Origin of the sequence: Paenibacillus sp. Lou8.1, assembly GCF_024213565.1 — a bacterium.
Classification (GTDB): Bacteria; Bacillota; Bacilli; order Paenibacillales; family Paenibacillaceae; genus Paenibacillus; species Paenibacillus polymyxa_B.
Map to the genome: position 1 here is coordinate 1 of NZ_JANAVN010000021.1, position 21372 is coordinate 21372.

Annotated in this window: 24 protein-coding genes, 2 rRNA genes and 1 riboswitch; of the genes, 24 read left to right on the forward strand and 2 right to left on the reverse strand. The window is 46.0% G+C overall.

From position 1 onward, the window contains the following. The 3 genes from NLX78_RS24135 to NLX78_RS24145 form a co-directional block, all read left to right on the forward strand. Nucleotides 1-672 (forward strand): 23S ribosomal RNA (locus NLX78_RS24135); the annotation flags it as partial. 76 nt (nucleotides 673-748) lie between these two features. Continuing rightward, nucleotides 749-865: ribosomal RNA gene (rrf, locus tag NLX78_RS24140) — 5S ribosomal RNA — on the forward strand. 232 nt (nucleotides 866-1097) lie between these two features. Next, the gene (locus NLX78_RS24145; protein WP_013308104.1) at nucleotides 1098-1517 is read left to right on the forward strand and encodes a hypothetical protein; all 420 of its coding nucleotides are present in this window, start codon (nucleotides 1098-1100) and stop codon (nucleotides 1515-1517) included. Nucleotides 1518-1888: 371 nt separating this feature from the next. Here NLX78_RS24145 and NLX78_RS24150 read toward each other — a convergent pair whose 3' ends face one another. Then, the gene (locus tag NLX78_RS24150; RefSeq protein WP_061831832.1) at nucleotides 1889-2416 is read right to left on the reverse strand and encodes a hypothetical protein; all 528 of its coding nucleotides are present in this window, start codon (nucleotides 2414-2416) and stop codon (nucleotides 1889-1891) included. Between the two features lie 401 nt (nucleotides 2417-2817). On the opposite strand from NLX78_RS24150, the gene NLX78_RS24155 reads away from it, so the two are divergent. From NLX78_RS24155 to rsmI, 10 genes are all read left to right on the forward strand, one after another. Continuing rightward, entirely contained in the window at nucleotides 2818-3003 is a 186-nt protein-coding gene (locus NLX78_RS24155) for a sigma factor G inhibitor Gin (RefSeq protein WP_023986422.1), read from the forward strand. Nucleotides 3004-3147: 144 nt separating this feature from the next. Beyond that, entirely contained in the window at nucleotides 3148-4731 is a 1584-nt protein-coding gene (locus tag NLX78_RS24160; RefSeq protein WP_254351752.1) for an aminotransferase class I/II-fold pyridoxal phosphate-dependent enzyme, read from the forward strand. Between the two features lie 103 nt (nucleotides 4732-4834). Further along, the gene (gene tmk / locus NLX78_RS24165; protein ID WP_254351753.1) at nucleotides 4835-5482 is read left to right on the forward strand and encodes a dTMP kinase; all 648 of its coding nucleotides are present in this window, start codon (nucleotides 4835-4837) and stop codon (nucleotides 5480-5482) included. Nucleotides 5483-5556: 74 nt separating this feature from the next. Further along, nucleotides 5557-5886, forward strand: a complete 330-nt coding sequence (locus NLX78_RS24170) for a cyclic-di-AMP receptor (RefSeq protein WP_007427998.1) — start codon at nucleotides 5557-5559, stop codon at nucleotides 5884-5886. A gap of 197 nt (nucleotides 5887-6083) precedes the next feature. After that, nucleotides 6084-6527 (forward strand): YaaR family protein, encoded by a 444-nt coding sequence (locus NLX78_RS24175; protein ID WP_013308108.1) that lies wholly within the window; start codon nucleotides 6084-6086, stop codon nucleotides 6525-6527. A 161-nt stretch (nucleotides 6528-6688) separates the two neighbouring features. Beyond that, the gene (gene holB / locus NLX78_RS24180; RefSeq protein WP_023986424.1) at nucleotides 6689-7684 is read left to right on the forward strand and encodes a DNA polymerase III subunit delta'; all 996 of its coding nucleotides are present in this window, start codon (nucleotides 6689-6691) and stop codon (nucleotides 7682-7684) included. Nucleotides 7685-7822: 138 nt separating this feature from the next. Continuing rightward, on the forward strand, nucleotides 7823-8623 hold the full coding sequence (locus tag NLX78_RS24185) for a PSP1 domain-containing protein (RefSeq protein ID WP_013308110.1): 801 nt from the start codon (nucleotides 7823-7825) through the stop codon (nucleotides 8621-8623). A gap of 27 nt (nucleotides 8624-8650) precedes the next feature. Next, on the forward strand, nucleotides 8651-9025 hold the full coding sequence (gene yabA / locus NLX78_RS24190; protein WP_025722558.1) for a DNA replication initiation control protein YabA: 375 nt from the start codon (nucleotides 8651-8653) through the stop codon (nucleotides 9023-9025). Nucleotides 9026-9115: 90 nt separating this feature from the next. Beyond that, nucleotides 9116-9871, forward strand: a complete 756-nt coding sequence (locus NLX78_RS24195) for a tRNA1(Val) (adenine(37)-N6)-methyltransferase (RefSeq protein WP_025722559.1) — start codon at nucleotides 9116-9118, stop codon at nucleotides 9869-9871. Beyond that, the gene (gene rsmI / locus NLX78_RS24200) at nucleotides 9868-10749 is read left to right on the forward strand and encodes a 16S rRNA (cytidine(1402)-2'-O)-methyltransferase (protein WP_254351754.1); all 882 of its coding nucleotides are present in this window, start codon (nucleotides 9868-9870) and stop codon (nucleotides 10747-10749) included. The genes NLX78_RS24195 and rsmI overlap by 4 nt, the downstream gene beginning before the upstream one ends. A gap of 124 nt (nucleotides 10750-10873) precedes the next feature. Here the strand turns inward: rsmI and NLX78_RS24205 are convergent, their stop codons facing one another. Beyond that, the gene (locus NLX78_RS24205; protein WP_007428005.1) at nucleotides 10874-11128 is read right to left on the reverse strand and encodes an AbrB/MazE/SpoVT family DNA-binding domain-containing protein; all 255 of its coding nucleotides are present in this window, start codon (nucleotides 11126-11128) and stop codon (nucleotides 10874-10876) included. Between the two features lie 331 nt (nucleotides 11129-11459). Here NLX78_RS24205 and NLX78_RS24210 point away from each other — a divergent pair, with 331 nt between their 5' ends. From NLX78_RS24210 to spoVG, 11 genes are all read left to right on the forward strand, one after another. Continuing rightward, nucleotides 11460-12743 carry an HD domain-containing protein gene (locus NLX78_RS24210; RefSeq protein ID WP_250267101.1) on the forward strand — a complete coding sequence of 428 codons (1284 nt, stop codon included), beginning with the start codon at nucleotides 11460-11462 and terminating at the stop codon, nucleotides 12741-12743. Between the two features lie 42 nt (nucleotides 12744-12785). Next, a complete protein-coding gene (locus tag NLX78_RS24215) occupies nucleotides 12786-13556 on the forward strand; it encodes a TatD family hydrolase (RefSeq protein ID WP_013308115.1) in 771 nt (256 codons plus the stop codon). Nucleotides 13557-13757: 201 nt separating this feature from the next. Beyond that, nucleotides 13758-14040: riboswitch (cyclic di-AMP (ydaO/yuaA leader) on the forward strand. Between the two features lie 271 nt (nucleotides 14041-14311). Continuing rightward, a complete protein-coding gene (locus NLX78_RS24220) occupies nucleotides 14312-15460 on the forward strand; it encodes a resuscitation-promoting factor (protein ID WP_061831836.1) in 1149 nt (382 codons plus the stop codon). A 146-nt stretch (nucleotides 15461-15606) separates the two neighbouring features. After that, nucleotides 15607-16152: a ribonuclease M5 gene (gene rnmV / locus NLX78_RS24225; protein ID WP_013308117.1), complete on the forward strand. Its 546-nt coding sequence runs from the start codon at nucleotides 15607-15609 to the stop codon at nucleotides 16150-16152. A gap of 7 nt (nucleotides 16153-16159) precedes the next feature. Beyond that, the gene (rsmA, locus tag NLX78_RS24230) at nucleotides 16160-17044 is read left to right on the forward strand and encodes a 16S rRNA (adenine(1518)-N(6)/adenine(1519)-N(6))-dimethyltransferase RsmA (RefSeq protein WP_254351755.1); all 885 of its coding nucleotides are present in this window, start codon (nucleotides 16160-16162) and stop codon (nucleotides 17042-17044) included. A 55-nt stretch (nucleotides 17045-17099) separates the two neighbouring features. Beyond that, the gene (gene yabG, locus NLX78_RS24235) at nucleotides 17100-17996 is read left to right on the forward strand and encodes a sporulation peptidase YabG (protein WP_254351776.1); all 897 of its coding nucleotides are present in this window, start codon (nucleotides 17100-17102) and stop codon (nucleotides 17994-17996) included. A 201-nt stretch (nucleotides 17997-18197) separates the two neighbouring features. Next, on the forward strand, nucleotides 18198-18479 hold the full coding sequence (gene veg / locus NLX78_RS24240; RefSeq protein ID WP_013308120.1) for a biofilm formation stimulator Veg: 282 nt from the start codon (nucleotides 18198-18200) through the stop codon (nucleotides 18477-18479). A 162-nt stretch (nucleotides 18480-18641) separates the two neighbouring features. Next, entirely contained in the window at nucleotides 18642-18821 is a 180-nt protein-coding gene (locus NLX78_RS24245; RefSeq protein ID WP_007428013.1) for a small, acid-soluble spore protein, alpha/beta type, read from the forward strand. 144 nt (nucleotides 18822-18965) lie between these two features. Beyond that, nucleotides 18966-19820 (forward strand): 4-(cytidine 5'-diphospho)-2-C-methyl-D-erythritol kinase, encoded by an 855-nt coding sequence (ispE, locus tag NLX78_RS24250; protein WP_069290753.1) that lies wholly within the window; start codon nucleotides 18966-18968, stop codon nucleotides 19818-19820. Nucleotides 19821-20001: 181 nt separating this feature from the next. Continuing rightward, the gene (gene purR / locus NLX78_RS24255) at nucleotides 20002-20829 is read left to right on the forward strand and encodes a pur operon repressor (protein WP_013308122.1); all 828 of its coding nucleotides are present in this window, start codon (nucleotides 20002-20004) and stop codon (nucleotides 20827-20829) included. Nucleotides 20830-21004: 175 nt separating this feature from the next. Next, complete coding sequence (gene spoVG, locus NLX78_RS24260; protein WP_007428016.1) at nucleotides 21005-21292, forward strand: septation regulator SpoVG; 288 nt, start codon at nucleotides 21005-21007, stop codon at nucleotides 21290-21292. The last annotated feature ends 80 nt before the right edge of the window (nucleotides 21293-21372 follow it).

Below are 21372 nucleotides of genomic sequence, written 5' to 3' on the forward strand. Positions count from 1 at the left end.
CGAGGACAGTGTCAGGTGGGCAGTTTGACTGGGGCGGTCGCCTCCTAAAGAGTAACGGAGGCGCCCCAAGGTTCCCTCAGAATGGTTGGAAATCATTCGAAGAGTGCAAAGGCAGAAGGGAGCTTGACTGCGAGACCTACAAGTCGAGCAGGGACGAAAGTCGGGCTTAGTGATCCGGTGGTACCGCATGGAAGGGCCATCGCTCAACGGATAAAAGCTACCCTGGGGATAACAGGCTTATCTCCCCCAAGAGTCCACATCGACGGGGAGGTTTGGCACCTCGATGTCGGCTCATCGCATCCTGGGGCTGAAGTAGGTCCCAAGGGTTGGGCTGTTCGCCCATTAAAGCGGTACGCGAGCTGGGTTCAGAACGTCGTGAGACAGTTCGGTCCCTATCTGTCGTGGGCGTAGGAAATTTGAGAGGAGCTGTCCTTAGTACGAGAGGACCGGGATGGACGTACCGCTGGTGTACCAGTTGTTCCGCCAGGAGCACCGCTGGGTAGCTATGTACGGAAGGGATAAGCGCTGAAAGCATCTAAGCGTGAAGCCCCCCTCAAGATGAGATTTCCCAGTATGTAAGACCCCTTGAAGACGACGAGGTAGATAGGTTGGGGGTGGAAGTGCAGTAATGCATGGAGCTGACCAATACTAATCGGTCGAGGGCTTATCCTAAGATAAGACGCAATGAGTTTCGGATCCAGTTTTCAGGGTGTAACCTTGAATGTAGAATTTACGATGTAAATTCATGTTTGGTGGCGATAGCGGAGGGGTTCCACACGTACCCATCCCGAACACGACCGTTAAGCCCTCCAGCGCCGATGGTACTTGGACCGCAGGGTCCTGGGAGAGTAGGACGTCGCCAAGCAACAAGTAAAGAGAATCATAATCTCGTTGAGATTATGATTTTTTTTGCATATACGTATATTTTAGAAATATCCTTACAAAAGGAAGGTAACATTTTTGTTACGGAATGTAGGAGTAAACCCTGTATAATATAGGTATTGAATCCCATACACACACGCTGCATTATTGCAGAATTATGCAAACTCCATCATAGGATTTTGTATAGTCAATCAGGCTGGTAAGGAGGGAAGATCATGCGGCGAAATAAATGGCTTGCTCTATTGGTGCTATTCAGTGTCGCTGTCGCGATTCTTACCGGGTGCGTGGAAGAGGAGCCTTCTTGGACATCGTTTGAGGGTGCTGCTAACGAGAAGACGTTTCCGGTTCCTAAAGAAGCTAGTAAAACCGATCGGGCCAGCAGTAATTCGGACATGGACTATGTTCGCTATGCACTGCCAGCGTTGAAGGAAAGTGATAGTCTACCTGCTCCTTATTTAGAAGAGATTGCAGCTTGGGGCTGGACTGAGGAACCGAATTTATCCACCTCGAATCAGAAGGTGTTTCAGAAAAATAAGCATATGGTGCATTTGTCTGTGCATGATGGTTCTTTTACTGTATTGGTTCCAAAAGACAGAAAGGCTGTTGTGAAGAGCAAAAGCGTGGATCTTAATTAGGGACACGGTTTTCAACCGAGTAAGTAGCATAGGATTTATTGTAGATCATATTTATAGTAAACTCAGCATATTGTATGCTGTGTATCATGATGAATGAAGAGATCGGATATGGGGAAGCACTCAGAACTGCCGTTGAGTAGGGAGTGGCTTCCTTTTATATATTTGCATGTTGATCAAATGCCCTACATGAATAACGAGGATAACGATGAGGAAAAGTTTACTTGATAAGAGAATAAAGCGATTTTAATTGTTAATCCACAAAAAAGGAGTAACCGTTTGAGGTTGCTCCTTTTTTATTGCTTCAGTCTAGATCGTTGATAGGTTAGTTCAGACCTGAGTTTTCTATCTGTACGGATAATGAGTGGTTAAATTTACTGTTGATAATATGAGGCATCTTCATCGGTGAACTTTAACATGCCATCTTTTCTCTCGCCGGTAAGCCGACTGAGGATGTATAGACGCGGTGCAATAAGCCAAAGATGCCAGAAGAGTAAGGATACAGTAAAGGCTGGTGGAGACCAGAGAATGAATACGGCTGATAAGCAGATACCGATCCAGAGGGTATGTATGTGCACACGACGAAAGATGCTATAGCCTATGTACTGGTCTGTCATATAGCCTAGCCAAGGTAATTTACGGTGGAATGCCCAGCGTTTGCGGAAGGATGTTCCGCCACCGATGTATAGGACAGATCGTGAGATTACGAAGTGTACCCATAAGGTTAGGAAAAAGGCAAGAGCAAACAAAAACACGCTAGTCCAGGAAAAGGCAAGAAGCAGAAAGAGAAGCATAATAACAGGCAGTGTGATATGACTCCATATTAGTTGACGCGGTATACTGATTTTTTTAATGAGCTTGTAGTGATAGTAGGTAGCTTTGGTTCCGGTTTCCTCTGTCATGCGAACAGTCCTTTCATTAATCTACTGCATCACAAGTGGCTTCCCGTCCACAGCCGGAAAAAGGGACGGTACTTCGCTCATGCCGCTTTAAATAAGCATTTAATCGTTTTTGTAGAAGTACAGAATGATCGACATCCGGTGTTAGCTAGCCTACTCTATAATTACTGGAAAAGCTATCACTGATGAAGTGTTCAAGGGCTCCGATGAAAGGGTACCCATAACATAAGAGCTTTTCTTATTATATCGGCATAGACGGCTGTTTTTTAAACATACGGGGTACAAACACCATAATGGCCCAGATGGAATATATATAGAGTATATCGTCGAACTGGGCTATGAAAAGGTTTAAAATAGTAGAAAGTGCCCCATACTAATAGTAAAAGAAACAAGGTGGGATGGATATGCATGATCAAGGCGGCCACCGCTGTATTATATGCGGGCAGCACAAGCATGAAGGCATTTTTATCGTTTCCGAGTTTATCTGTGATACGTGTGAAGCTGAAATGGTGCACACGGATGCAACTGATGCCAAATATCATTTTTTTATTGATCAACTAAAGCAAATTTGGGTACAGAAAAATGCATAATATCCTTTGCTAATTAGTCTTTGAAGGATTGGCATTCCAAGGTCTGTCGATACGGGCCTTTTTTTCTGTGAGTAAAAGTAGGATTCCGCTTGATTTTACGATAAAATAAGGTAGATATAAAGCTTTGTTTGGAAGGATTGCAGAATGATGGGGAAAAAGGCGGTACATGCACCATTAATGGAAGCTCTAATACGTTACCGGACTCAGGGCAATGCTTCTTTCCATGTACCCGGTCATAAAAATGGACAAGTATATGAGCATGAAAATATTGCAGCTCTGTTGCAAGAAGTGATGTCTATTGATGCGACAGAAATTACTGGACTGGATGATTTGCATCACCCAGAAGATGTGATTCGTGAAGGGCAAGAGCTGGCTGCAAAGTGCTTTGGTGCTGAAGAGAGCTTTTGGCTAATTGGAGGAAGCACGGTCGGTAATTTGGCTATGATTTTAACTGTATGTACGGAGCCGGGAGATCTACTGCTGGTACAGAGAAATGTACACAAATCTGTCCTTAACGGTCTCATGCTGTCAGGGGCTAATGCGGTATTCCTAGATCCGGAAATAGATACACGAAGCGGGCTGGCGGTTGCCCCAACGACGGATACAATAAAAGCTGCACTGAAGGCCTATCCTTCGGCTAAAGGGGTGTTACTTACACTACCTAATTACTATGGGATGGGGCATGACCTGACGGCAACGGCTAAGGCTTGTCATGCAGCCCATGTACCACTATTGGTAGATGAGGCACACGGTGCCCATTATGGGTTGCATCCTCGTTTGCCAGCCTCTGCGCTATCCTGCGGGGCTGATGTAGTCGTCCAGTCGACACATAAAATGCTTCCAGCCATGACCATGGGGGCCATGTTACATGTGCAGGGAGAGAGAATCCATCGGGAACTGCTTCGTCAGCGTTTGGCGATGGTGCAAAGCTCTAGCCCTTCTTATCCGTTAATGGCTTCACTGGATTTGGCAAGATGGTATATAGAGGCGTATGGAACAGATGCTTTTACAGTGGGCTTAGCGGCGGCAGATGCTTTTAGAAAGGGCCTGGAGCAGCTCCCACGCTTTCGCTTGCTAGAACCTACACAGCAGGCACTAGAGGGAGAATACGCTCACAGGGGAATCTCTGAGGTCCTAGAAAGGGCTGATGAGGGAATAAGCGAATATTCAACCCAGGATCCTTTTAAATTGGTGCTGTATGATACATGGGGTATACTGGATGGGTTTGGACTCAAGCATGAGTTGGAGACTTACGGATGTGTTCCAGAGATGAGCGACGAAAAACATGTTGTTTTATTGTTTACGTTAGGCTCTACGGCTAAGGATGCGAGTCACCTGTTGCAGGCTCTTGTGCATATAGATAATGATATAAGATTTAAGGAGACGGCTGGTGAGCCGGGGTCAACGGAAAAAGAGCAGCAAAGATTCGAATTAGATTTTTCCACGTGGAACAATGATAGAATGAAGGGATACTCTAGTCCGGTGCCGTTTGGGCTTCGACCGATTAGCCCGGATCAGATGGAGACCGTGCCTGTAGACGAATCCGCTGGCAGGGTAGCGGCTGAAATGATTATCCCGTATCCTCCAGGTATTCCACTGCTATATGCAGGAGAAACGATTACAGAAGCGATTGCATTGCGGATGAGTCGTCTACGTGAGCTGGGAGCCAAGTGGCACGGGGTAGCAGATGAAAGTATGCTTACAATTCGGGTATTCCGTTTACAATAAAGATTAGATACTAGAGACTTAACAAATACAGAAGACTGAATAAAAGAAGCATACGTAGCCTATGGGTGACTTTTATTTTTCAGGCAGGAAAGCAGGGAATAACATGAATCGGAAAGGCATTTTTATCACACTGGAGGGGGGAGACGGCTCCGGTAAAACAACTATGATTCAACGGCTGGCGAAGTTTATGGAGGAAGAAGGCTATCCAGTCATCACGACGAGGGAGCCGGGTGGCATCGAAATTTCCGAAAAGATTCGTTCTATCATTTTGGACCCTGCTCATACCAGTATGGATGCTCGAACAGAGGCACTTTTATACGCGGCGGCGCGGCGTCAGCATTTGGTGGAGAAGGTAAAGCCGGCTATTGAACAGGGAGCTATCGTATTATGTGATCGTTTTGTGGATAGTAGCTTGGTCTATCAAGGATTTGCAAGAGGGATCGGAATTGAAGAGGTGGCTTCAATTAATCGCTTTGCGGTGGATGATTGGGAGCCGGATGCCACATTTTATCTGGATATTGAGCCCGAATTGGGATTGGCAAGAATTAATGCGTCACGAGGAGCAGAAATGGACCGCCTCGACATGGAGAGTATATCGTTTCACCATAAGGTGCGAGAGGCATATTTGGAGTTGGCTCGCAAATTTCCGGAGCGAATTACAATTGTTGATGCATCTCCGGCGCCAGAGCAGGTGGAGAAAGTATTGAAGGATTTGCTGAAAAAGCGGTTTGTTCAGAATTTTAGCATATAATTGTCGAAGGATATACGGTAAAATTGAGCTAGGGACAAGGTTGTCTCTAATATGACTTGAAGGAGGAATACAGGATGAAGCTGATTATTGCGATTGTACAGGATAAGGACAGTAATAGATTATCCAGCGGACTGGTGAAAGCTAATTTCCGTGCTACTAAATTGGCGAGCACTGGAGGATTTCTGCGTGCTGGTAATACGACATTTATGATCGGTGTTGATGACAATCAGGTGGACTCATTAATGAACGTCATTCGCAGCAGTTGCAAGGTTCGTGAACAGCTGGTCACACCCGTTACCCCTATGAGCGGGACGACGGATTCCTATTTACCGTTGCCTGTTGAAGTCCAGGTGGGTGGAGCGACGGTATTCGTGATGCCTGTAGACCGTTTCGAGCATTTCTGAATCTACACAATAGGGCCTATTCTGCCGATATGATAGGGAAATCGCCTGTATCTTCTCACATGATGAGAGTGAGGGCAGATCCACTAAAACGGCAGCGCTACAGCGCAGTCCCCGGAAAGCCGAAGAAACCCTGAGTTCTAGGTTGAACTGTTCATGAAGGGGGAAAGTGGAAGCATCCGGGGAGAAAGCAGGTTTATATGAAAATAAATCCGGGCTATCGCCCTTTACAAAGTACATTGTCTACAAATGAAATGAGTGCAAAACCAATTCAGCCCAAGAGCTTCTCCGACGTTATGCAGCAAAATGGGGAGCAAGCTTCGCAGGAGGAATTGAATCGGCGCTTTAAGGAAATACAAATGCAGGGAGATCGTCTTGCACGTTCAATGACGATTCGTGAGCTGAAGGCCTATAAGATGCTGGTTAAACGGTTTTTGGAAGATACCGTTCGACGAGGCGTGTCCATGAAGGACACAAAGGGCTGGGATCGCCGGGGACGCAGCAAACGTTATAAGCTGATAGATGAAGTGGATGAGCTGTTGCTCAAAATGGCGGATGAGCTGCTCGAAACCGAGCAAGGCAAGATTGAGCTTTTGCAAGGGGTCGGTGAGATCAGAGGATTGCTAATTAATCTCTCGTTTTAATGCAGACTTATGTTATAAATGAATACAGACGGGCTGTTGCCACGAAGAAATAATCTGCTTGCTGATCATGCTGGCAGATTATTTTTGACTATGTACATGCCTGGAAGAACAACGATTTGCCGATGGATCACAGTTGTTTTCAGTGGAGAAAGTGAGGAAATATGTCTTTTCAACATATAATGGGCCAGGATGTAGCCAAAAAAATGCTGCAAAGTGCACTACGGAATCATACGGTCAACCATGCCTATGTTTTTAGCGGGCCGCCGGGAAGCGGGCAGATGAACATGGCGCAGATCTTTGCTAAGGCTTTATTTTGTGAGCGACAGACGGATGATGCATGCGGGGAGTGTTTGTCATGCCGCAAGGTAGAGCACGGGAATCATCCAGATTTGCATATTGTAGAGCCGGATGGAGCTACGATTAAAATTGATCAGATTCGTGGGCTTCAACGTATATTTTCTTACAAATCTGAAAGCTCCAATCCGAAGGTATATATCATTCGGCAGGCGGATACCATGACAGTGCAAGCTGCTAATAGCCTACTTAAATTTCTGGAGGAGCCCCAGATTCCAGTGGTCGGCATACTCATTTCTGAAAATGGACAGGCGTTGCTGCCTACGATTCAATCACGGACGCAGCAGGTTCCTTTCCACGCTTTACAGCCGGAGGTGATGATGCAGGCATTAATTGGGGAAGGCTATACGGCAGGGCTTGTCCGGTCGGTCGTTCATATTGCTTCAGGACTGGAATCATGTAGAGAAATTCTCCAGCAGAATTGGTTTGCAGAAATTAGAAACGTAGTGTTACAATTAGTGAAGGAGTCCATGAGTCGGGGGAGCTCGTCTATTATTCTGGCTCAACAGAAGATTTTTAAAACTGGACTTTCTGAACACCTGGATATTCTGTTTCATCTGTTTCATTTGTGGTTTAAGGATATGCTTCATTTCCGTTACGGAAGGCACGAAAGCATTGTTTTCATAGATCATTTGGAGTCCGTCTCCAAATTGGCAATCACCCGCAGCACGGAACAATGGGTCTCTTATATGGATTTGGCCGCGAATTGCAGGAAGAAGCTCCGTTTTCACGTCAACGGGCAATTATGCGTGGAGCAGCTTCTGATTGGGTTGTCCGATACAAGCGGTTCTATCACCGGCTAACAGGAAGGCGCGCTTGTTCCACTCTGCACAATCCGCGACGCCAGGTTCCCGGTTTGTGCGACAGTGAGACTTCAATTGCGGCCATTCGTACAATGTCGGCTTCAAATGAGGTTTAGTGGCATACAAGGGGGTTAATTTTTGTATAGTGTAGTGGGTGTCCGTTTCAAGAAGGCGGGCAAGACTTATTATTTTGATCCGTTGGATCTTCCAGTGGAGAAAGAAAACTGCGTCATTGTAGAGACCGCGCGCGGTATTGAATATGGCAAGGTTGTAGTGGGCAAAAAAGAGGTAAATGATTCGGATGTTGTCCTGCCCTTAAAAAAAGTCATTCGTATTGCTGGGGATGATGACGCTCTTGTTGTAGAAGAGAATAAATTGGCGGCCAAGGATGCATTCGGCACGTGTTTAAATAAAATTAAAGACCATGGCCTTAAAATGAAGCTGGTAGATGTAGAATTTACATTTGACCGAAATAAGATCATTTTTTATTTTACGGCAGAGGGTCGGGTGGATTTTCGAGAGCTTGTAAAGGACTTGGCCAGTATTTTTCGTACACGGATCGAGCTGCGGCAGATCGGCGTACGGGATGAGGCTAAAATGCTTGGCGGAATCGGACCTTGTGGACGTATTCTGTGTTGCTCCTCATGGCTGGGGGATTTTGAGCCGGTATCTATTAAGATGGCGAAGGATCAGAGTTTGTCGCTGAATCCGACGAAGATTTCCGGGTTGTGCGGGAGATTGATGTGCTGTCTCAAGTTTGAACATGATAACTACGAAAGCATGCGAGAAGAGCTACCTCAGGTGGGTAAGATGGTTATCACCTCTTTGGGAGAAGGTAAAGTCGTAGGTGTGAATGCAGGTCATCGCACGGTGCATGTTCAACTATTTGAGATCAGTAAGGTCAAGGAACTTCCAATGGACGATGTAGTCGTCAAGTAAACCATTAGGTTGCTTCGGGGTGGAAACTTGGATAAATTAAATGTTTTTGCGCGTATTCACGAAATGGAAACCCAAATGGGACAGTTGCATAGCGATCTGGGTGAATTGAAACTGGCAGTAAAAGAGCTGCTGGAGGAAAATCAACGACTAACGATTGAAAACGAACAGGTGCGCAAGATGCTCAAACGTGAAACCTCTGGAGAAGAAAAGACGGCAAACAAGCCGAAGCTTCCTCCTCCGATCGTCATTAAGGATGAAGGGCAAACGGGTGAGGTCGTGGGCGAAGGCTACGACAATCTAGCGAGGCTGTATCATGAAGGATTTCATATATGCAACGTGTATTACGGACATTTGCGAACGGAAGGCGATTGCCTCTTCTGTCTGTCATTTTTGAATAAATAAAAACAAGCCGTAGGAGCAAGATGCCTACGGCTTTTTTGTAAGGAAGTATGAGTGAAAAGCGATTTTGGTTATAAAAGATGGGAGAGCACTATGTACGAAAATGAAAAGAAGTCGGAACGAATTGATGATCTGCTTTCACATAATTTGCGCATTATCCAAAGTGATGAAGTATTCAGCTTCTCGATGGACGCGGTCTTGCTGGCACGTTTTGCCGGTATTCCGCAGCGCGGGAAGATTCTGGATTTGTGTACTGGCAATGGGGTTGTCCCGCTGTTGCTAACGACACGAACAAAAGCGTCTATTGAAGGAATTGAGATTCAACCACGTTTGGCAGATATGGCTAGACGTAGTGTCAGCTTGAATGGATTAGAAGCAGCAATTCAGATTCGGGAAGGGGACCTACGTGAGCTGGTTCACATCACGGGACATGGTGTTTATGATGCGATTACCGTGAATCCCCCCTATATGCCGCTAAATGGTAGCGATATCAAGCTGAATCCTCACCAGGCAATTGCCCGTCACGAAGTGAACTGCACACTCGAAGAAGTCATTCAGGCATCCACCCGGCTTGTCCGTAATGGGGGAAAGGTATCTATGGTTCATCGCCCACAGCGGCTGGGTGAGATTATAACCTTGATGCGTAAACATAGTTTGGAACCCAAACGAATACGTTTTGTTCACCCAAGAGTTCATATGGAAGCCAATATGGTACTAGTTGAAGCATTACGTGACGGTAAACCGGAGGTTCGTTTGTTGCCTCCGCTCATTGTATATCAGGAAAATGGGAATTATACTCAGGAAATAAGAGATATCTATGGAGAAGTAAGCAAGGGGGATTCTGTGTGAAAGCAGCTGTACAAAAAAGCTTTAGTACCAGCGAAGAAGAACGGGGAAAGTTGTATCTTGTTGCGACACCTATTGGAAATCTGGACGATATGACCTTTAGGGCGATTAACACCTTAAAATCATGTAGTATTATCGCTGCTGAAGATACACGGCAGACACGTAAACTGCTCACTCATTTCGAAATTACACCGGATATGCTCTTCAGTTATCATGAACATAATAAGGCTGCCAGTGGGCCTGAACTGATACGATATATAATAGAAGGAAAAAATTTGGCACTGGTTAGCGATGCAGGTCTACCGGCCATTTCTGACCCTGGTTCGGATCTGGTCAAACTGGCACTGGAAGCGGAAATTAGCGTCATTCCTATCCCAGGAGCAAATGCGGCACTATCGGCTTTAATTGCCTCAGGACTGGGTACAGAAAGGTTCACCTTCGCTGGCTTTCCACCACGGGAGAAAAAGGACTTAGAGAAGCTGTTGCTATCGTTTCAGGTATCTCACGGCACAATTATTTTTTATGAATCGCCTCATCGTATTGTGAAGACATTGATGGTGTTGAAGGAAACATTAGGTTCACGCAAAGTGGTGCTTGCGCGTGAGCTGACCAAGCTGCATGAGGAATGGGTGCGGGGAACCGTGGAGCAATGCCTTGCTAAACTAGAGGAGAATCCGCCGATTGGTGAATATTGTCTGGTGGTTGAAGGGAAAGACGAAGAGGAAGAGGAACAGGAACGTCAGGCATGGTGGCAGTCTTTATCTTTGCAGTCCCACGTCGCACATTATGAGGCAGAGGGACTCACACGCAAGGATGCAATGAAGCGTACAGCCACAGATCGTTCAATCTCCAAGAGAGATGTTTACAACGCACTCTTATGAATATCTGCCTAAACAAAAAAGGGCCTTCCAACGGTTGGGTTCAAACCGTGGAAGGCAACAAGGAGTATATATGAAAAAGGTTAGAATTAACAATATCTGATAAGTCTATTATATACTAAAATTCTCAGTTTGTCACAGGTGTTGGGATTTCAGAAATGCAATCTTGGCAAACAATTTTTCCTTTGAAGTAAATTACGTTCTCAGCATTGCCGCAGAAGATACAAGCTGGCTCGTATTTTTTAAGCATGATGCGTTCGCCATCAACATAAATTTCCAAAGCGTCTTTCTCTCCGATTCCCAGGGTACGGCGCAATTCGATTGGAATAACAACACGTCCGAGCTCGTCAACTTTTCTTACAATACCAGTGGATTTCATCATAATAAATCAGGCTCCTCTCGCCGTTTAAAATAATATAAGTGTCATGATTCGACAAAATTTTCTCTTTTCTGATATTTACTATACCAACGATTCCCAAAACAGTCAACCTTAAAAATGTAGTAACAGTCTGATTATGCAAAAGTATTTAGATTAAAGAGCTTTACTTGTGTGTATTGCCTTATCTTATTGATGATTTATTCAGTTTGTCGATTTGGAAATGTCGAAAAACTATAATTCGACATATTACGACAAAGAATGTCGAATGAGGGAAACCATTTAGGATTTTATTGTATTTTAATCCATTATTCCGAATATTAAAGGAGCTGATATCTTGCACCAGCCACTCAGTGAAGAAAAAGTTTTTAAAGACCCGGTACATAATTACATCCATGTTCAGGATACTGTGATATGGCGGTTGATCAACACGCCGGAGTTCCAACGTTTACGGCGAATACGGCAGTTAGGAACGTCGTATCTTACGTTTCATGGAGCGGAGCATAGCCGGTTTTCACACTCATTGGGCGTATATGAGATTACGAGAAGTATTATTTCTCAATTTGAACGTGGAGATTTCCCGGATTGGCCGAAGGAGGAAAGGCTGGTTGCTCTGTGTGCAGCTCTATTGCATGATGTGGGGCACGGCCCATTTTCTCATTCAATTGAGGAAGCCTTTCATATGAACCATGAGGATTGGACATGCCGCATTGTACTGGGAGACACGGAGATCAACGCCGTGCTACGGCAAGTCGACGAGAAGCTTCCACAAAAGGTGGCTGCGGTTATAGCCAAAACGTATGATAAACCGATTGTTGTCAACCTGGTAACCAGTCCACTAGATGCCGATCGTATGGATTATTTGTTGCGGGATGCTCACTCGACAGGTGTCAACTACGGCACGATTGATTTGGATCGTATTTTACGACTGCTGCGTCCTCATAATGGGAGAATTGTTGTGAAGGAATCAGGTATGCATGCAGTAGAAGATTATTTAATGTCACGCTACCAGATGTATTGGCAAATTTATTTTCATCCTGTAACACGCAGCTCGGAAATCCTTTTACGTAAAATTTTCAAGCGAGCAAAGGAATTGTTTAAAAACGGATATGAGTTTGGATTTCTGCTGGACCCGTTGCCGGATCTGTTGAAAGGAGATCTTACAGTAGAGCAATATCTGATGCTCGACGAGTCATTAATCCAGACCGTATTTAGCCAGTGGAAACGAGAAAAGGACGAGATTTTAAGTGATTTGAGCAGCCGGTTTATGGACCGTAGATTGTATAAATATGTAGAGATTGAAAATATGGATACAGATACCATTGACAGTATTCGAGAAGCTTTGAAAGAGGCTGGTTTGCACCCTGAATATGATTTTGAAATTGATTTTCCGACAGATCTTCCTTATGATGTGTTTCGGCAGGGTGGCTCGACGGACAACCAGATTTTACTGCTTGGACGTCAGGGCGAGGTGAGTGAAATATCCGAAGTTTCGGAAATTGTGCGCTCAATAAGTGGTATTCACCGAGGGAAATATCATATGTATTTTCCCCAGAATAAATTGAACGCGGTAAAAGACAGGATTCCTGCCGAAATAAGGAATTATTTTGTCAAAGAATAGACAACTATATAGAAATGTAAGTAAAAAAAGGAGATGTAAACCTTGGATTTATTCGACACTCATACTCACTTGGATGCGCCACAATTTGACGAAGATCGTGAAGAAGTTATAGCACGTGCTGTCGAATCAGGAGTAACGCGGATGATCAATATCGGATTTAATCGTGAGACCATTCCATCCACCATGAAATTGGCCGAGACGTATGATTTTATTTATGCGGCAGTTGGATGGCACCCACAGGATGCTATTACAATGCAGGAGGGCGATCTAGAATGGATTGCATCGTTATGCAGTCATAAAAAGGTTGTAGCCATCGGGGAGATCGGTCTGGATTATTATTGGGATACATCACCGAAGGATGTGCAGCATCGGGTGTTTCGAAATCAAATTGGTCTGGCTCGTGAGCTCAAGATGCCCATTGTTATTCATAACCGGGATGCACATGAAGATATTGTTAAGATTTTGCGCGAGGAAAAAGCGAGTGAGATTGGTGGAGTCATGCACTCCTTTTCGGGTAGCTGGGAGACAGCCAAAATGGTGCTGGATATGGGATTTCACCTTTCCTTCGGTGGTCCAATAACGTTCAAAAATGCCAAGCAGCCAAAAGAGGTGCTCGCACAGGTGCCGCTGGACCGTCTGCTCATTGAAACTGATGCTCCCTATCTGACGCCTCATCCGTTTCGTGGGAAGCGAAATGAGTCTGCACATGTGAGACTGGTAGCAGAGGCTGCAGCCCAAATCAAAGGGATTACAGTGGAGGAATTAGTGTCAATAACGACCCGAAATGCCCTGGAACGATTTGACATTCAATGAAAAAGTGAAGAAATCGATCAAAATAAAGAGATAGACGAAGCTAATCATGAATTTGTTGCAGGAAACTCGAGAATATTACAATATTTTAACCGAATATTTTAAAAAATGTACTTGAAACCTGCTTTACAACATGCATAGAAACAGGATATCATCTTTTCAGTGAATTGTTGTTTGAATGTAAACATCAACAAGTCATTTCATGAACCAGTCTCGCTGAGTCCCTTTTACAGGGAACGGGGGAACCGATATGGCTTACAGTACGTCCGGCGTATGTGCAAGAAGGGAACGTTTCTTCCGCCAGCCGGCTCGACCTAAATTCTTTTCCCGGATGGGATTGAACAGGTGGAGGAGCCGTATTTCGATTTCTTTCTGGGTCTTCGGGGTGAATGTGAAGGCGACCGCCATGAGCGGTTGACCCAAGCTAGGGCGACTCTCTACGTCCGAACCCGACAGCTAACCCCGTAAGCGTAACAAGAGAGAAGCCATCTCGTGCATGAGTTTTCCCGCATATTCACACATGCCGGAAGCCACGAAAGAGCTCTCTAGTCTCTTTCTCTGGCTTTTTTTGTTGTGAATAAAAGAAAATCTGTCATCATACTGTGGTTAAACAGGGGAGGACAGCATGCCGCGAAGACGGGTACATGGTGCAGGACAGTCGTAGTTTGGGCTTGTCTTGTAGAAAATCTGTTATAGTCACGTCAAATCTCAACTATGTCTTACTCCAGACGGCGGGCTATGTAAGGAGGACGGAGGAAATGGGCATTTTCCAGAAAAAGGATACCCATGAGTCACGCTCATCCAGCATGTCTTACGTATTGCGTTGGAAGCAAGAGAATGTGCGCCAGGCTGCTTTGGTTGCTATTTTTCTAATCGCGCTAACGATTATGATTTCAATTCTGATGTACACGCAATCTAAAAAACAAGTCTTTTTTGTCATCGATGGCAAGGCGTCTGCGGTAGAAACCCGGGAATCCAAGCTTCAAGATTTGCTGAGCGAGCATTCCATTTCACTTCAGCCGCATGATACAGTTTCCATGCCGCTAAATGGAGCAATACAGGATGGCGATCGCGTAGTCATTAAACGTGCCAATCAGGTTAAAGTATCTTCAGGCAATGAGACGAAAAAGTTGTACACAACAGAAAATACAGTAGAAGGTGCCATTCGTACCTCGGGCTATAAATTATCATCAACGGATAAAGTTTATCCTGCGTTGGATGCCTCTGTTTCGTCTAACATGGACATAAAAATCGTCCGTGTGAAGAAACAGCAGGTCGAACAGAAAAAACAGGTGCCTTATCAGGTCATCAAAACGGCCGATCCGAGTCTTTATAAAGGCGATAATCGGGTCATTCAAAGCGGCAAATCGGGTGTGGTCGTCCAGCACGTTCAAAAGGTATATCATGATGGAAAATTGGTATCCAAACAGCTGGTTAACAAGGAAGTTGCACAGAACCGTGTGGATAAGGTCATTGCGGTAGGAACGAAGAAAAAACCGGTCGTTCTTGCTGCTTCCGTCGGTCCCAATGATGCGGTTAAGGCAACAACGGTTAGTTCGGGCAGTGCTGTCCGTAAAGCAGGCGTAAATTTTAAATATAGCAAAGTTTTACAAAATGTCTCCATGACGGCGTATTCCTCACAGGAGCCAGGTATCGGTACACGTACTGCATCCGGCGCACGTGTCACGGAAGGACGCACCATCGCGGTCGATCCGAGTATAATTCCAATCGGCTGGTGGGTGTACATCGAAGGGGTGGGCTTCCGTCGTGCGGAGGATACCGGTGGCGCGATTAAAGGCCACAAAATCGATGTGTATTATGAGAGTTTGAGCCGAGCCAACCAATTTGGTCGTAAGCACGGTAAAACCGTATATGTTATCGGACCGGTAAAGCCTGAAATCAACTAAAACAGGTTGTGTATGTTGAGGGCAATGCGATAGTATTAACAACATAGTTATGCCATGCTAAGAAGAGGATATCCTCTTCTTATTTTGTTTTCAAAAGCAGGGAAAGATAAATATAGCTTGCTGTGTAGCAGTGGAGGGAAACGCAAATGATCAAGGAAGTGATCGTGGTAGAGGGCCGGGATGATACGGTGGCCATTCGCCGCGCTGTTGAAGCGGATACGATAGAAACTGGCGGCTCCGCCATTAATAAAATGACGCTGCGTAAAATTGCATTGGCGCAGGAGCGGCGGGGGGTCATCATTTTAACCGATCCCGATCATGCAGGGGAGCGCATCCGTAAGATTATCGCTTCCAAGGTACCCGGCTGCAAGCAGGCCTTTATACCCGAGGCAGAAGCGACGCGTAAAGGAGATATTGGCGTGGAGAATGCCTCACCAGAAGCGATCAGACACGCTCTTGCACGGGTCCATACGACAGTGGAAGGCGCTGACCCGCTGATTGAGTGGGCGGACCTGATTGATGCTGGACTCATCACCCATCCCAATGCTGCTGCACGCCGTATGGCCTTAGGGAATGTGCTGGGTATTGGTTATTGTAACGGAAAGCAGCTACATAAACGGCTCTCTGTATTTCAGATCAGCCGCGAGGAATTTGCCGGGGCGCTGGCACAAATTGAAAGTGAAGGATTGTGATGTCCGTATGACAGGGATTCAAGATATAGCAACACCGCGGCGTACGAAGGAAATTATTCAACGGCACGGTTTTTCGTTCAAAAAGAGTTTGGGACAAAATTTCCTGATTGATCAAAATATTCTCAATAAGATTGTAAATGCTGCCGGATTGGATGAGACGAAGGGTGCACTTGAGATCGGTCCTGGGATTGGCGCTTTGACCGAGAAGCTGGCGCAATCGGCCAAGGTAGTTACCGCTGTCGAGATTGACCAGCGGCTGCTGCCAATTCTCGAAGAGGTGTTGGCCCCTTACGAGCATGTGAAGGTACGTCATGGAGACGTGCTGAAGCTGGATTTGCGCGAGGTGTTCGCAGCCGATTTTGCAGACGTGAGTAAAGTAAGTGTCGTGGCTAATCTGCCGTACTATGTTACTACACCGATTCTGATGAGGCTACTGGAGGACAAGCTCCCTCTGGAGAATATCGTCGTTATGATCCAAAAAGAAGTGGCTGAGCGCATGGCTGCGTCTCCTGGAACGAAGGATTACGGCAGTCTGAGCATTGCAGTGCAATATTACAGCGAACCTGAATTAGTCTGCATTGTGCCGAATACAGTATTTATTCCCCAGCCAAATGTGGAGTCTGCAGTCATCCGGCTGCGTGTACGGGAAGCCCCCCCGGTGGAAGTGGTGGATGAGAAGCACTTCTTTGAAGTGGTTCATGCTGCTTTTGCCCAGCGTCGTAAAACCATTTCCAATAACTTAAAAAGCCGTTTCTTCACCAAAGAGAACAGGGACACGCTGGAGCCGCTGTTGCAACAAGCTGGTATTGAACCCTCCCGTCGAGGAGAAACGCTAAGTATTGAGGAATTTGCGCGTCTCAGCGCTGTGCTGTTGGAGGCAGGTATATCCTAAGCTGGAACCAAACTGTGCATTCACCCATACGATATAGGAGGGGTGATACAGTGTGATGAGTTTAGGAGACTTGGTCGTTCGGAAATCGTACGGCGGAGATGTCACGTTTCGTGTTGAGGACATCCAGCGGGATAAAGCGATCATTAAGGGAATAGAATTTCGGCTGCTGGCTGATTCCCCGGTGAACGATCTGGTCAGAGTGCCTGCAGACCAGATTAGCGGTAAGACTCAGCAGGCCCACATTAAGGCTGGTGAGTCTCTTAATCTGTTGCAACGGGCACGCCAGCAGCAAGCTGCTCGTAGTCAGGCAGCTCTGGTAGGGGACTGGAGTGATCCGGTCGAGTCAACCTATTTTGAAATGCCGGGAAAGGTTCTTCACCTGGATGGAGATCCCAGTTATCTGAAAAAATGTCTCAGTTTATATGAACAGCTCCGTGTTCCTGCAGAGGGACATCACGTTCACGAATCGGGAATGGCGGACACGTTGTACCGACTGCTTCCTCGTATCCGTCCGGATATCGTAGTCATTACCGGACATGACGGTGTGCTGAAGCAGCCACAGCCTTACGATTTGTACAGCTTGAAAAGTTATAAAAATTCGCAAAATTTTGTGGCGGCGATTCAGGTAGCAAGACAATATGAACGTCATCTGGATTCGCTGACGATTGTAGCGGGGGCGTGCCAGTCCCATTTTGAGGCGCTGCTACGTGCGGGAGCGAACTTCGCCAGCTCACCAGGGCGTATCCTGATTCACGCGCTGGACCCCGTTTACGTGGCTGCCAAGGCGGCCTTTACTTCGATCCGTGATACGGTCAACATGGGGGACCTGTTTCACCAGACAATCAGTGGCAGTCGCGGAGTGGGTGGAATTGAAACTAGGGGAAGCTATCGCATCGGCCTGCCGAAGCTTGAAAATTTATCAACGCTTAAAGTAACGCCTTCCGCAATCTAGGATTCAAATGTGCCAATAGGATTAACCTGAGCAAAAAGCCTCTGCTTTCAGAGGCTTTTTGTCATTTTTTATATAAATTATTCCTGTTCGCAAAAAATTAAATTGACAACTTATTTTTCGTGTTGTTATAATATTTAGCTTGATTTGACAATCCCTCTAAAATTCGTTATAATGGACAAGGAAAGAGGTGGTCGTTAGGCAATGGCTAAAAATACGCTGTTGGAAATCAAACGCAGTCTCGACGCACATGTAGGGCAAAAAATTTTGCTGCGGGCTAACGGCGGACGCCGTAAGACCGTCGAACGAACTGGTGTCTTGGAAGAAACGTACCCTTCTGTTTTTATCGTCAAGCTGGATCAGGAGCAACAGACGTTTAAACGTGTCTCCTACAGCTATGCTGACATTCTTACCGAGTCGGTAGAAGTCAGCGTATATGATCCCGACTCCCATACAAGTGTAGTCGAATATTTTGAAACACCTTAATTGATTTCGTGATTTATACCAGCTTTGCAGGTTTAACGACGGCTTCGTCATTTCAAATGACGGGGCCGTTTTGTATATACAGAGCAGGATGAAGCATGACATCTCTGCACATACTAAGCCGGGAATGATCTTCCTTATTCCATTGCCGAAGGAGGCGTATGTATGAGCCGAAGAAGACGGAGTGTCATGTCGGAGGAGCTAAAGTACGAGCTGGCCAAAGATCTTGGATTTTACGACACGGTCAAGGAAGAAGGCTGGGGAGGCATTAAAGCCAAGGATGCGGGCAATATGGTCAAGCGGGCTATCCAACTTGCCGAGCAGGCAGCTTCCCGCAAATCGTAGCTATCGGTGGTGCTGATGAAAAGCGGGGATATCCGGGATTAGACCGGGTCATCTCCGCTTTTTTGAACCTCATGACTTGACACGCTGAGTCTGATATAATATGTTAAGCTGTCTTGAGGGAAAAGTTGAAGGTGGGTGAACGCCTTGAAAATATATGAAAAAGCACCGGCGAAAATCAATTTAATGCTTGATGTTCTACGTAAGCGGGACGATGGTTATCACGAGGTCGAAATGATTATGACCATGGTCGATCTGTCTGACCGATTGACGATGTCTGAGTTACCGCGTGATACCATTATTATTTCAAGTCAAGCTGGGTACATACCATTGGATGAAAAGAACTTGGCTTTTCAGGCTGCTCGTCTGATCAAAGAACGTTATAACGTGTCTACGGGCGTCCACATTCATCTGGATAAGCATATCCCGGTGGCGGCAGGGTTGGCAGGTGGAAGTAGTGATGCTGCCGCAGCGCTGCGTGGACTGAACAAGCTATGGAAGCTTGGTATTTCGGATGCCGAATTAAGGGTGCTGGGTGCGGAACTGGGCTCAGATGTACCTTTCTGTATTACAGGGGGTACAGCTTTAGCAAGTGGACGCGGAGAACTGCTCAAGCCACTTCCGAATCCGCCACAATGCTGGGTGATCCTTGCGAAGCCGCCGATTAATGTATCGACGGCTGAAGTGTATGGTCGTGTCAAAGCAGATCAGATTGCGCACCACCCGTCTGCCCGCCAGATGGAGCATGCGATCCATAACGCTTCTTTTACGGATGTATGCAACGCGCTGGGAAATGTACTTGAGGATGTAACACTAAAGCTGTATCCAGAGGTAGAGCATCTTAAAAACTCCATGATTCGCTTAGGAGCAGACGGTGTGCTGATGTCAGGTAGTGGACCTACAGTGTTCGGACTGGTATCGAAGGAAGCCAAAGTGCCACGGATTTACAATGGACTAAGAGGGTTTTGTAAAGATGTGTACGCAGTACGACTTTTGACCTGATTTTAGATATTTCTTTCATATTATAGTGGTAATTGTTGTACAAATACGTACGAAGATGATATATTTACTATTAAATATTCGGATTTTACTATATCACTTACATTCCGCCAGCAACCGGCCAGTCCGCCGGTGCTTTACTGTACAAAGCGGGCGGCAGGAGAATAGATCGCGAGGAATTGTTGTGAAAAAACTTAAAAGAAGCTCACGATTGGTGGAAATGACGCAATTTTTGTTGTCACGGCCGCATACGCTGGTGCCTCTTACTCATTTTGCGGATCGCTACGGGGCAGCTAAGTCCTCCATAAGCGAGGATCTAGCCATCATCAAGGAAGTATTTGAGGATGAGGGCACTGGCGAGCTTCTGACGCTGGCGGGAGCGGCAGGGGGCGTGAAACTGATCCCGAGGCTTTCCAAGCAACATGCGCTTGCGTTTGCGAACGACCTGTGTGCGCAACTGGAGCAGCCTGACCGCATATTACCGGGAGGATACCTGTATTTGTCCGATTTGCTGGGCCAACCTGCGATGATGAACGAAGCTGGTAAAATATTCGCGACCGCTTTTGCCAATCGTCAGATTGATGTGGTTATGACGGTGGAGACCAAGGGTATTCCACTTGCCTATGCAACCGGAGCACAGCTGAATTTGCCAGTCGTTCTCGTACGGCGTGATCATCAGGTGACAGAAGGCTCGGCTGTAAGTATTAATTATGTTTCAGGATCACAAAAGAGCCTGCATACGATGTCTTTATCCAGACGTGCGATGCGTGAGAAATCGCGTGTGCTCATCGTAGATGATTTTATGAAGGCCGGTGGCACGATTCAGGGGATGGTCGACTTGCTGGCTGAGTTTGATGCTGAGGTGGCCGGTGTAGGTGTGCTGGTAGAATCGGGCGAGGTGGAGAACGAAGAGCGCCTGCTGCACGATTATATTTCACTGGCGAATCTGACCGCAGTCGATTCTCGAAGCAAGCAAATTACGGTCAAGCTGGGCAATTATTTTGATGAGTGAACAGGGCAGTAAATTGTCACAATCCATCATAAAATACCTAAATATGTCGAAAAGAAATCTTTTCAAAAAAATTACCTGAATTTAGGATACGAATTACCGAAAAAAAGAAGGATTTCGAACTGCTGTGTGGAATGTATACACCAAGTCCTATTTGGAAAAAGGTGGTGAAACACACATGCAGATTACGGATGTTAGACTCCGCCGAGTGAACTCAGAAGGAAGAATGAAGGCGATTGCATCCATTACGATTGATAACGAGTTTGTTGTTCATGACATACGAGTTATCGACGGTAATAACGGGATGTTCGTAGCTATGCCAAGCAAACGAACTCCAGACGGAGAGTTTCGCGATATCGCTCATCCGATATCTTCAGGAACCCGTGAGAAGATCCAAGCTGCTGTATTGACTGAGTACGAACGTGCAGCTGTGGATGAAGAAGTTGCTATTGAAGAAGGCGCTTAATTCGCCTAAAGCAGGATTGGGGTACAAAAGAAAAAGAGAGCCACTAACTGTGGCTCTCTTTTCTTTTTGTCTGGAATGAG